Origin of the sequence: Bacillus sp. FSL H8-0492 (genome assembly GCF_038006145.1) — a bacterium.
GTDB classification, from domain to species: domain Bacteria; phylum Bacillota; class Bacilli; order Bacillales; family Bacillaceae_G; genus Bacillus_A; species Bacillus_A mycoides.
In genome coordinates, this window is sequence record NZ_JBBOUP010000001.1 from 570,723 (window position 1) to 583,366 (window position 12,644).

Below are 12,644 nucleotides of genomic sequence, written 5' to 3' on the forward strand. Positions count from 1 at the left end.
GTGGGATTGAGATGAGTTTATTGAAAAAAAGTGCTGCTCTTTTAATGGCAGCCACAATGGCATTAACCGGCGCAGCTTGTTCAAATAGTAAAACAGAGGGGAAACCTGAAGCACAGGCAAAGGTAGCTCCAGTTGAAAAGAATGGTGATAAAACTGTAATTCGTTTCTGGCATGCAATGGGTGGAAAAACACAAGGTGTACTAGATGGGCTTGTTGCAGACTATAATAAGTCGCAGAATAAATACGAGATAAAGGCAGAGTTCCAAGGAACATACGAAGAGTCTTTAACGAAATTTAAAACGATGTCTGCAACGAAAGAAGCGCCAGCTCTTGTTCAATCGAGTGAAATTACAACGAAGTATATGATTGATAGCAAAAAGATTACGCCTATCGATAGCTGGATTAAAAAAGATAAGTACGATACATCAAAATTAGAAAAAGCAATTACGAACTATTATTCAGTTGATGAAAAAATGTATTCTATGCCGTTTAATTCATCTACACCAGTATTAATTTATAATAAGGATGCTTTCGCGAAGGCTGGATTAGATCCAGAGAAAGCTCCGCAAACATATGATGAGTTAAAAGAAGCGGCGAAAAAGTTAACGATTAAAGAAGGCGGAAATGTAAAGCAGTATGGATTTTCAATGCTGAATTATGGTTGGTTCTTTGAAGAGTTGTTAGCGACACAAGGTGCTTTATATGTAGACAACGAAAACGGCCGTAAAGATGCTGCAAAGAAAGCGGTATTTAACGGAAAAGAAGGTCAAAAAGTATTTGGGATGTTAGATGAATTAAATAAAGCTGGTGCACTTGGAAAGTATGGAGCAAGTTGGGATGATATTCGTGCTGCGTTCCAGTCTGGACAAGTTGCTATGTATTTAGATTCTTCAGCTGGTGTTCGTGATTTAATTGATGCATCTAAGTTTAATGTAGGCGTTTCGTATATTCCGTATCCAGAAGATTCGAAACAAAATGGTGTTGTTATTGGCGGTGCTTCATTATGGATGACGAATATGGTTTCAGAAGAAACGCAGCAAGGTGCTTGGGACTTTATGAAATATTTAACGAAGCCAGATGTACAAGCAAAATGGCATACTGCAACAGGATATTTCTCAATTAATCCAGATGCATATAATGAGCCGTTAGTAAAAGAGCAGTATGAAAAGTATCCGCAGTTAAAAGTAACGGTAGAGCAATTACAAGCAACGAAGCAATCTCCAGCAACTCAAGGTGCATTAATTAGTGTATTCCCAGAATCAAGAGATGCAGTCGTAAAAGCATTAGAAGCAATGTATGACGGGAAAAATAGTAAAGAAGCGTTAGATGAAGCTGCAAAAACAACAGATAGAGCAATTAGTATTTCAGCTCGTACGAGTCAAAAATAAGAGAAAGCCGCATCCTTTTTCAGGATGCGGCTTTCTCTATTGGGAGATAAGGGATCAAAGAAATGATGAAGTCTTATCTCTTTTATATGAGTAAAGGGTCTAGAAAGAATATTGTCCTTTTCATTATTTGTTTAACTCCATTGCAACTTGTTTACCATTTACGAAAACCTCTGCCACTGCTACTACAACTTCCATCACTTTTTTCATATCTCATCTCTCCTTGTTTTTTGTTTCATTTCTTACTTTTAGTATAAAGAAATATAGTAATTGCAACTATCGAATTGGATGACAAGAGACTTACAGTGTTGTAAGGATAATAGCTTTATTTGTAATAAATGCTATTTCGAATTATAATTCAGAAATTTCTGTCGTTTTAATCTATAATTAGAAAGAGAATGGTTTAGAAAGAAGGGGAAGAAATGAAGAGAATACTTGTTATTAGTGATATTCATGGAGAAATAGAAAAGTTCGAACAGTTATTGGAAGAAGCTCAATACGATGCAGGACAGGATCAATTGATTTTATTAGGGGATTATATAGATCGTGGTCCAAATGCGCGTGCAGTAATTGAAAAGGTAAAAGAGTTAAAAGAAGCGGGAGCCCTCGTTCTAAAGGGCAATCATGAAGATATGATGATCAAGGCGTTAACGACTGATGAGGAACGTTCATGGAACCATTGGGTAAAAAGGAATGGTGGAGATAAAACGTTATATAGCTATGGATTTGTAGAAGAAGACATTGCGGTTAATGAGGGAAACTTCCAAAAACCGATTTTACAATCTCATATATTAGAGGAACATGTAACGTTTATTCAAGAATTAGATCATTACATTGAAACAGAAGAGTATATCTTTGTACATGCTGGTGTTGAGCCGATGAACCGAGTTTCTGAATCTGAACCATATACATTAATGTGGATCCGTAATGAATTTCATAATGGATATAGCGGCGAAAAGGTTGTTGTATTTGGCCATACGGAAACAAAAATGCTTCATGGTAGTGAGAATTGCGGAGTGTATTTTGGTAGTAATCGTATTATTGGAATTGATGGTGGGGCTGTGTATGGTGGTCAGTTAAATTGTTTGGAGTTGCCAAGTAAAAAGGTATATGTAGTAAAAAATTGAAAGAGATAAGAGGAATCTTATTTCTTTCAATTTTTTATTAAGCAAAATTTAAGAAAGAGCCTTTATAATAAAGGTTCAAAATTTTATATCGAGCAAAACTTTAGAAGGAAATAGTTGAAAATGAAATTACATAATATGATTACATTATTTCGTTATGAAGAGAAGAGATGCAATAATAAAGAGAGTTGAAATAGATTGTGGAAGGTGAGAATATGCGCTTACTTGTAGTAGAAGATAATGCCTCGTTATTAGAGTCTATCGTACAAATTTTACGTGATGAATTTGAAGTGGATACGGCAATGAATGGGGAAGACGGCTTGTTTTTGGCGCTGCAAAACATTTATGATGCAATTTTGCTTGATGTGATGATGCCAGAAATGGACGGATTTGAAGTGATTCAAAAAATACGTGATGAAAAGATTGAAACGCCAGTCCTGTTTTTGACAGCGAGGGATTCTTTAGAAGATCGAGTGAAAGGATTGGACTTTGGTGGAGATGATTATATTGTTAAACCGTTTCAGGCCCCTGAATTAAAAGCGAGAATTCGTGCATTACTACGCAGAAGTGGTAGTTTAACAACACAGCAGACCATTCGCTATAAAGGGATTGAATTGTTCGGAAAAGATAAAGACATTCAAGTAGATGGACAAGGTATTAAGCTGACATTAAAACAATATGAGCTACTAGAGTATCTCATTCAAAATAGCGGGAAGATTTTAATGCGTGAACAAATTTTTGATCGTGTTTGGGGATTTGATTCTGATACGACAGTAGCAATTGTAGAAGTGTATGTACATCATTTACGTAAAAAATTAGAACCATTCGGTTATCAGAAAGATATTCAAACCGTTCGTGGTATTGGATATATATTAAAAGAACAATGAGAAAGGGAAGCATGTTTCAAAAGACACGTATTCGTCTAACTATATTGAATTCGTTAGTATTTATCCTATTAATAGGTGTATTAGGTAGTATTATTTATTCGTACACATACAAGCGTACTTATAATGAAGTGGATCAATCTATAAAAATGATAACTCAGTATAGAGAAAAATTTGATGTTAAAATGCCACCACCAAGAAAACGTATAGAGAATATCAAAATTCGAGACCCGCGGATAACTATAATAACTTGGAATGGAAAAATAGTGGAGATAGAAGGCGATAACCATAAATTTCGCTCTAACTTTGAAGGGGATTTGGAAAAGTTTTCTCCAAAAAAGGTAGGGGATTTGCAAGATATTGAAGTGCAAGGACGATATTTTAGAACGTTCGCGTTTCAAGAAGATGGAAAAATAGTTCAAATTGTACGTGATACAACAGCTGAAGAAGAAATGCTAAATACTTTATTTTTAATTCTCATAATAGGTTGTAGCATAGGCAGTCTATGTGCAATAGGTATCGGTTTTTTCCTAGCTGGCAGGGCACTCATACCTATTCAAAATTCATGGGAGAAACAGCAGCAATTCGTTTCCGATGCATCACATGAATTAAGAACACCGCTTGCAGTTATTCAATCAAAAACGGATGTATTATTCCAGTCCCCATCCGCTACGATAGAAGAAAAAGCCGTGGATATCTCTACAATTTCAAAAGAATGTAGGCGGCTATCGAAACTCGTTAGCAATTTATTGTTGTTAGCACGTTCGGATTCTAATCAAATTGAGATGGATAAGAAAACATTTGAACTGGATAAGTTGTTAGAAGAAATTATAAATCCATATAAAGAAATTGCCTCTTATCAAGAAAAAGCGATGATATTAAAAGTAGAACGTGATATAACGTTTATGGGTGATAGAGAGAGAATCCATCAAATGATGGTCATATTGTTAGATAATGCGATGAAGTATACGAATGAAGATGGGCATATTCAAATTGATTGCACACAAACGAGTAATTCAATTCGTATACGGGTGAAAGATAATGGGATAGGAGTTAAAGAAGAAGATATTCCAAATTTATTTGATCGTTTTTATCAAGGAGACAAAGCAAGAAGTATGTCAGAAGGAGCTGGGTTAGGTCTTTCAATCGCTAATTGGATTGTAGAAAAGCATTATGGGAAAATATCGGTAGAGAGCAAATGGGGAGAAGGAACTTGTTTTGAAGTGATTTTTCCTAAAAACCAAAGATTATAAGTGAGAAGGCGACCTTGTTTTTTACAAGGTCGTCTTTTTTTAAGGGAAAGTTAAGGAACAACTTGTATCATGTATTACATCATGGAAGCTTGTGATGGAAAGAAAAGCTGTAAGGTTTTTTTGAATGAACTGGATAAATCATAAGGTTATTTCTAACAGAGATGAAGTTTATGTATAGTATAAAAAAAATTATGGGAAAGCTGGGAAAAGAAAGCGTGAGAGGGAGGAATTAATTTTGCAAAAGAAAATGATGACGGTATTCACTATTGGAGTAATGAGTTTAAGTATATTAGGGGGTGCCTCTCCTTCTGGAATGAAAAAAGGAAAGACAGATTACACGCAGCGTAGTAAAGAACAATTAAATGATGGGAAAATACATGCAATGCATACGGAAGAAAAAGCGGAAAAGTTAGGCATTGAAACGGATGGGAAAGAACAAATTACGTTAGAAAAAGAAATTCATGAGACTGAGGTAGGAAGAGAAGCAGAACAATTAGGTATTTCGGCAGAAGGAAAAGATGTCGGAACTCTTTCAGAAGAAATCTATGAAACAAAAGTGAAGCAAGAAGCGTCAAAACTAGGCATATCTATAGATAATACATCGATTGTGAATTTGATTACTCAAATTAATACGATTAAAATTAATGATGAAGCGGATAAATTAGGTATTTCGACAAATGGAAAAGAAATAGAAGACATTGCCGAAGAAATCTACGGAACGAAAGTTAGAGAAGAAGCAGAAAAGCTAGGTATTGCTCAACAAGGAAAAGAGATGGAAGAGTTAGCACAAGAAGTGTACGAACAAAAAGTACAGGAAGAAGCAAAAAAATATCATATTGATTTATATGGCAAAGATATATATCAAGTATTAAGAGAAATAAATGAGCAAAAGGTAATAGAAATAGCAGATGAGCTAGGTATGGATAGAACGAATTTGAAGATTCAAGATTTAGCGGAGAAGATAAATCTTGAACAACCTGAAAAGGGAAAAGAGCTTAAGTTTGTTCCTATGGTTCAAACAGATGCTGATGCGTTTTATTCGTATTTAACGAATTAAAAAGGGCGTGAGAGTGATACGAAAATGGAAGTGGTATATATGTATGGCCTTACTATGTATAGGGGTATGGGGTGCATATACAAATGGAATTACAAAGTATGTGGAGAAAGTAAAGGGGGTACTATTTTCAAGTGTACAAAGTCAAAAACGAATAGAGTTTAGTAATAACGATGAAAAAGTCATGTTATCAAATGTGCCTTTAATTCAGCAATTACCAGAGTTAGATAGAGGCTGCGAAGTAACAAGTTTAGCGATGATGTTACAATACGCAGGTGTTTCTGTAGATAAGATGAAATTAGCAAATGAAATAAAAAAAGTTAATTTTATGGAAGATGGTGTACGTGGGAATCCGAATGAAGGATTTGTAGGGAATATTTATACCTTTTCTGAATCCGGATACGGTGTATATCACGGACCACTTTTTCAGTTAGCAAAAAAATATTTACCGAATAAAGCTGTGGACTTAACAGGGAAGAGTATAGAAGAAATTTATAAGAGTGTAAAAGCAGGGCAACCGGTAGTCATGATTACGAATGCAACATATGCTCCTTTAGATGAAGATGAATTTACTACATGGGAAACAAATAGTGGGGATGTTTCTATTACGTATAATGAACATTGTGTTGTACTTGTTGGGTACGATAAGGAATCTGTATATATTCGAGATCCCCTCGATGATAGCTTAGATGTAAAAGTGCCAAGAGGAAACTTTGAACAGGCATGGGTGCAGATGGGAAGTCAGGCAATTAGCTATGTAAATAACTCCAAATAAATTAGGAAGAAGAGCATGAACTATATAACTATAAGATGAAGGATAAAGATTTAAGGAATTGTAAGAGAAGTTTTGCAGATTTTTTTTTGAAGAGAAGCTGTTAAGAAATAAGAGAACTTTAGCTTATTATATATGCTAAAGTTCTCTTATTTTTTAGGATTAAAATGTTTAGGAGAAGCGGATATGTAAAAATGCATAATTGACGAAAAAATTACATGTTATCATTATATATTGTTTTATACATGTTGATTGTATAAAATTACACAAGTGTTCTATTACATAAAGGAGGCTTATTATGCAAAATATATTCAATTGGGTTAAAAGCATGAGTATCAAGAAAAAATTAATCATTTCATTTTTTATTATTTTAACTATACCAGGACTTATTATCGGTGGTGTTTCATATCAAACTGCCAAAACAAATTTTGAACATCAAATGACGGATAAAGCAAAGGAGAATATTTCAGTTTTAAATACTGTTATTTCTCAAAATATAGAAGAGAAATTTGTTGATGCGACGTACTTTGCAGAAATCTTAACAGAGGATACATATCCAAATGGACAAGAAGAAATAGTAAGAACGAAGTTAGCACAATATATAAAGCTTCATCCAGAAGTAGAAGGTATTTATATTGGAACGCAGACGGGGAAGTTTATAAGAGAACCATTTATTCAAATGTCTGATGGCTATAATCCAACAGATAGATCGTGGTATAAAGAAGCGCATGAAAATAAAGGAAAGGTAATTGTTACTGCACCGTATCAATCAGCATCTACAAAAAATATGGTAGTGACAATTGCTAAGGAAGTAAAAGATGGTAAAGGTGTTATAGGAATTAACTTGAATTTGGATAACATCCTAAAGGTTTCAAAAATGATTAACATTGGTGAAAAAGGCTATGCAGTTATTTTAGATCAAAATAAGCAAATTGTTAGTCATCCGTCTAGAAAACCAGGTTCAAAGGTTACTGAGCCTTGGATTAAACCAATTTATGAAGACAAACAAGGAAATGTATCTTATACAGAACAAGCTGATAAAAAGAATTTAATCTTTGCAACAAATGAGAAAACAGGATGGAAGATAGTTGGAGTTATGTTTGACGAAGAAATTACCCAAGCTGCGAATCCAGTATTTTATAAAACTTTGATTGTCATTGCTATCGCTATTGCATTTGGTAGTGTATTAATTTATTTCATTACAAATTCTATTACAAGGCCATTACGAAAAATAGCTGATTCGGCACATAAGATTAGTAAGGGGGATTTGACAGAAAAAATTACTATTTACTCCAAGGATGATATAGGAAAATTAGGGGATTCATTTAATGAAATGTCTACCTCTTTACAAGATGTGATTACCCAAATTAGCTTTTCAGCAGAACATGTTGCAGCATCGGCAGAAGAATTAACAGCGAGCGTACAGCAAGCGAATGATGCGACAGATCAAATTACAATTGCAATGGAACAAGTATCAGGTGGGGCTGAATCACAAAGCCAAGGTGTTGAAGAAGGTGCGGCTACATTACAACAAGTAAATACAGCAATTCAAGATGTAACTGGAAGCGCGGAATCAATTTCTATCTCCTCATTACATGCGAGAGAAAGAGCTGAAGAAGGGGAAGAATTGGTTGAACAAACAGCAAAACAAATGCAGTCTATTTCTAAATCGGTATCCGAGTCAGATGCTATTATTAAACTTCTTGATGAGAAATCAAAGCAGGTAGGAGCTATTTCTGAAGCAATTCAAAATATTGCTACTCAAACGAACTTATTAGCTTTAAATGCGGCTATTGAGGCGGCAAGAGCAGGTGAGCAGGGAAGAGGATTTGCTATTGTAGCTGATGAAGTTAGAAAATTAGCAGAGCAATCAGGAGAATCATCTGGAGAGATTGCAAATTTAATTGCAGAAATTAAGGCTGATATTGAACATACTGTTAAGGCAATGGATAATGTGAGTGGGGAAGTTCAACAAGGCTTAGATGTTGTAACAAAAACGAAAGTAAGTTTTACAGAAATTTTAAGTTCTACTACTCATATTGTTTCTCAAGTTAATCAAATGGTAGAAACAACGAAGAGAATCGCTGGAGATGCAAATGAAGTGACAAACGCTATTGATGAAATTGCAGCGGCTGCAGAAGAAAATACAGCTAGTATGCAAAGTGTTGCAGCTTCAACAGAAGAACAAGTAAATTCGATGGAAGAAATTAGTTCGGCTTCGCAAAACTTAGCTGAGATGGCCGAAGAACTACAAGCAATGACTAGTAAATTTAAAGTATAATAACAGCAAATAAGTAAGGTGAAAATAATATCACCTTACTTATTTTTCTATTCAGTAATTAGGGGAGTCATTAACGGGATGAAAAAAAGAAAAAGACTATGGAATTTATGGAAAACGATTACATTGTTAGTTTGTACAGTTGTCATTTTTTCTTTACTTGTGACAGATATATTAATTAGTCATAATGTAGAACGGACAACGGAGGAAAGCCAAGCAGAGAAAGCGAAAACAATTGCACATATTGTGGCAAATGATTCAGTTGTAATCAATGGTTTGATTGGGAAAGCAGATACTTCAGCAATCCAAACGTATACAAATAGAATATTAAAAAATACAGGTGTTCAATTTATTGTAGTTATGGATATGGATGGAATAAGAAAATCTCATCCAAATCCTCAAAAAATAGGTCATCATTTTATTGGGGGAGATGAAGGACCTGCATTGAAAGGGAAGGAACATGTATCGCTAGCAGAAGGAACTTTAGGTATTTCAATGCGAGTGTTTGTACCAATATTTTCTGAAACAGGTGAACAGCTTGGAGCAGTAGCTGTCGGTATTTCAGCAGATAATGTAAAAGAAAGAGTTAAGCAAAGTAGACATATTATTTATATTGGTGTCGGAGTTGGAGTATTAGTTGGGATTATAGGAGCAATATTGCTAGCTAGACATATAAAGAAAAGTTTATTTGGTCTTGAGCCGCATAGGATAGCAAAAATTCTTGAAGAAAGAAATACGATGTTGCTTTCGGTGAAAGAAGGTATTATTGCTGTAGATAAAGAGGCAAATGTAACTTTAATAAATAATGAGGCAAAACGATTATTTAAGAAAAGTGGACTTGAAGAAGACTTTATTGGTAAAGATGTTGAATTGTATATGCCAAATTCACGTATAAAAGAAGTGTTGCAAACAGGCGAGGTACAATTAAACGAAGAACAAAATATTTACGGAATTACGATTGTCACAAATCGTGTTCCTTTATATGTAAAAGGAGAAATAGTTGGCGCGATCGCAACATTTCGTGATAAAACAGAAATTAGAAAATTAGCAGAAGAACTAACTGGTATTAGGCTATATGCGGAAGCGTTACGGGCACAATCTCATGAATTTATGAATAAAATGCATGTCGTATTAGGGCTAACACATATGAAACAGTATGAAGAATTGCAGAAATATGTAAGTAGTATGGTATCAGAGCATCAATATGAAATTGGGGGGATTATGAAAAGAATTCAAAGCCCAGTATTTGCTGGTTTTTTATTAGGTAAACTTAGCTATGCTAGAGAGAAAAATATAAAGTTAATTATAAGTGAAGGCTCTTATTTACCAGAAATATATGATGAAAGTATGATTCATGAACTTATTACGATTGTCGGAAACTTAATTGATAATGCGTTAGATGCGGTAGCGAATTGTAAAAAGAAGCAAGTTGAAGTTGGTATACAGTATGGGGACACAGACACATTAACTATTACAGTACAAGATGCGGGGAAAGGTATACAAGAAGAGGAGATGGATGCATTATTTACAAAAGGTTATTCCACAAAGGGAGATAATCGCGGTTATGGTTTGTATCTTGTAAAAGAAAGTATACAGCGAATAAATGGGGAAATTCATATTCATTCATTGGTAGGAGAAGGAACAACGATAACAATTGAAATACCTAATAGTAGGGATGAGAGGTAAAGATGATTAAAGTTTTAATTGTAGAAGATGATCCGATGGTGGCAATGTTAAATACACATTATTTAGAGCAAGTGGGAGGATTTGAACTTGTTCATGCAGTTAACTCAGTTAAAGAAGCGATAGAAGTGATAGAGAGGTCACGAGTAGACTTCATATTACTTGATATTTTTATGCCTGAGGAGACTGGATTTGAGCTTTTAATGTATATTCGAAATCAAGAAAAAGAAATTGATATTATGATGATTTCAGCTGTACATGATATGGGAAGTATTAAAAAAGCATTACAATATGGAGTTGTAGACTATCTAATTAAACCATTTACATTTGAACGCTTTAAGGAAGCATTAACGGGGTATCGAGAAAAATTTACTTTCATGAAAGAACAACAAAAAATTAGTCAATCGGAATTAGATTCGTTAATTTTACAAAAAGAAAAAAGAGAGTCCTTTGACTATAAAGAGCTTCCGAAAGGATTAACAAAGCAAACATTGCAACTCATTTGGCAGAAAATCGAATCGCTTAATGGACAAGCATTTACAACTGATGAAATGGCGCAATTAGTAGGGGTTTCGAGAGTTTCTATTCGAAAGTATGTAATGTTTTTGACTGAAATCGGAGTATTAGAGAATGAAATGGTGTATCAAAATGTGGGAAGACCGGTGAGTAAATTAAGGTGTATTGACCGGAATAAAATAGACTTTTACGTATAAGTGGCTTATTATAAGTCGCTTATACTTTTTTAAATTACAAAACCAATTACAAAACTTACAAAAACTATTTTTACTATTGAAAGCGTTTTAATATTGTTATTAAGAAAACAAGGGGGTGCCATATGGGAATTCAAAAAAATGTGGAAGCGGTATCATTTTCTGAAGGCAATGAATTGAAAAGTGAATCTTTCGCTTCTAAAATTATGAACGTTAAAATCGGTGTTATACCTTTACCGTTATATGTAGTATTGGCTGCTATTATTTATGGAGCATCTGTATATAATAAATTACCAGCAGATATGATTGGTGGTTTTGCAGTTATTATGATCATGGGTATTTTCTTAGGTGATATTGGAATGAGAATTCCAATATTAAAAAATATCGGAGGTCCAGCAATTCTCTCATTATTTATTCCATCGTTACTTGTATTTTTTAACTGGATGAATCCAGCTTCAATGGAAGCTGCGACTATGTTAATGAAAAAATCGAACTTTTTATATTTATATATTTCTTGTTTAGTAGTTGGAAGTATTTTGGGAATGAACCGTAAAGTGTTAGTACAAGGTTTCGTTCGTATGTTTATTCCTTTAGTAGTAGGAACGTTAGCTTCTGTAGCAGTGGGCTTATTAGTCGGTTCACTATTTGGATTTGAAATGAAGCAGACATTTTTCTTTATCATCGTACCAATTGTGAGTGGTGGTATCGGAGAAGGGATTTTACCATTGTCGCTAGCTTATAGTGATATTTTAAATGAATCATCAGCAACGTTTGTATCACAGCTTATTCCGGCAGCTATTATTGGGAATATGTTTGCAATCGTGAGTGCAGGGTATATGAAGCGTTTAGGTGAGAAGAGACCTGAGCTTAGTGGTAACGGTGTATTAGTAAAAACAGACAATCAAGCAGATTTATTAAAGGAGCAAAATACAGAAAAACCAATTGATTTCTCATTAATGGGAGCAGGATTATTGATTGCATGTACATTCTTTATTTTCGGAGGATTCGCTTCTAAGTTTATCGGTATTCCAGGAGCAATCATTATGATTTTTTCAGCGGCAATTGTGAAGTACTTTAATCTAATGCCAGCAAAAATGGAGCAAGGAGCATTCCATTTATATAAATTCATTTCAAAGAATTTAACATGGCCATTAATGGTCGGTTTAGGATTGCTATATATTCCTTTAAAAGACGTAGCAGCAGTTCTTTCGGTAGGATATGTTGTTGTGTGCGCATCGGTTGTTCTTACAATGGTAGCGTCAGGTTTTCTTGTAGGGAAAGTGATGAAAATGTATCCAGTTGAATCAGCGATTGTAACTGGATGTCATAGTGGTTTAGGTGGAACTGGAGATGTTGCTATTTTATCAGCTTCAAATCGTATGGAATTAATGCCGTTCGCACAAATTTCAACGCGTTTAGGTGGGGCTGCAATGGTCGTAACAGCGACAATTTTATTAAAAATGTTTTCATGATCAAACAAGCTAGCTATATTCATATAGCT

At 34.4% G+C, this 12,644-nt stretch carries 10 protein-coding genes and 1 pseudogene; all 11 read left to right on the plus strand.

Features of this window, described 5'->3' with window-relative positions; all coding sequences use genetic code 11:
- The first annotated feature begins 11 nt into the window (after window positions 1-11).
- The 11 genes and pseudogenes from MHH66_RS02950 (at window position 12) to MHH66_RS02995 (ending at window position 12,615) form a co-directional block, all read left to right on the plus strand.
- The gene (locus tag MHH66_RS02950; RefSeq protein WP_002134301.1) at window positions 12-1,388 is read left to right on the plus strand and encodes an ABC transporter substrate-binding protein; all 1,377 of its coding nucleotides are present in this window, start codon (window positions 12-14) and stop codon (window positions 1,386-1,388) included.
- Between the two features lie 419 nt (window positions 1,389-1,807).
- Window positions 1,808-2,512: a metallophosphoesterase family protein gene (locus MHH66_RS02955; RefSeq protein ID WP_078185205.1), complete on the plus strand. Its 705-nt coding sequence runs from the start codon at window positions 1,808-1,810 to the stop codon at window positions 2,510-2,512.
- Window positions 2,513-2,724: 212 nt separating this feature from the next.
- On the plus strand, window positions 2,725-3,396 hold the full coding sequence (locus MHH66_RS02960; RefSeq protein WP_002091066.1) for a response regulator transcription factor: 672 nt from the start codon (window positions 2,725-2,727) through the stop codon (window positions 3,394-3,396).
- Between the two features lie 11 nt (window positions 3,397-3,407).
- Window positions 3,408-4,646, plus strand: a complete 1,239-nt coding sequence (locus MHH66_RS02965) for a sensor histidine kinase (RefSeq protein ID WP_016101860.1) — start codon at window positions 3,408-3,410, stop codon at window positions 4,644-4,646.
- Window positions 4,647-4,881: 235 nt separating this feature from the next.
- A complete protein-coding gene (locus tag MHH66_RS02970; protein WP_078185206.1) occupies window positions 4,882-5,703 on the plus strand; it encodes a transporter in 822 nt (273 codons plus the stop codon).
- A gap of 43 nt (window positions 5,704-5,746) precedes the next feature.
- Window positions 5,747-6,475, plus strand: a complete 729-nt coding sequence (locus MHH66_RS02975) for a C39 family peptidase (RefSeq protein ID WP_078185207.1) — start codon at window positions 5,747-5,749, stop codon at window positions 6,473-6,475.
- 436 nt (window positions 6,476-6,911) lie between these two features.
- Window positions 6,912-7,814 (plus strand): annotated as a pseudogene (locus MHH66_RS28535) (HAMP domain-containing protein); the annotation flags it as partial.
- 120 nt (window positions 7,815-7,934) lie between these two features.
- The gene (locus tag MHH66_RS28540) at window positions 7,935-8,753 is read left to right on the plus strand and encodes a methyl-accepting chemotaxis protein (protein WP_434476221.1); all 819 of its coding nucleotides are present in this window, start codon (window positions 7,935-7,937) and stop codon (window positions 8,751-8,753) included.
- Between the two features lie 78 nt (window positions 8,754-8,831).
- Complete coding sequence (locus MHH66_RS02985; RefSeq protein WP_078185209.1) at window positions 8,832-10,436, plus strand: sensor histidine kinase; 1,605 nt, start codon at window positions 8,832-8,834, stop codon at window positions 10,434-10,436.
- A gap of 2 nt (window positions 10,437-10,438) precedes the next feature.
- The gene (locus MHH66_RS02990) at window positions 10,439-11,146 is read left to right on the plus strand and encodes a response regulator (RefSeq protein ID WP_078185210.1); all 708 of its coding nucleotides are present in this window, start codon (window positions 10,439-10,441) and stop codon (window positions 11,144-11,146) included.
- Between the two features lie 122 nt (window positions 11,147-11,268).
- Window positions 11,269-12,615, plus strand: coding sequence for a 2-hydroxycarboxylate transporter family protein (locus MHH66_RS02995; protein ID WP_002125134.1), 1,347 nt, complete (start codon window positions 11,269-11,271; stop codon window positions 12,613-12,615).
- The last annotated feature ends 29 nt before the right edge of the window (window positions 12,616-12,644 follow it).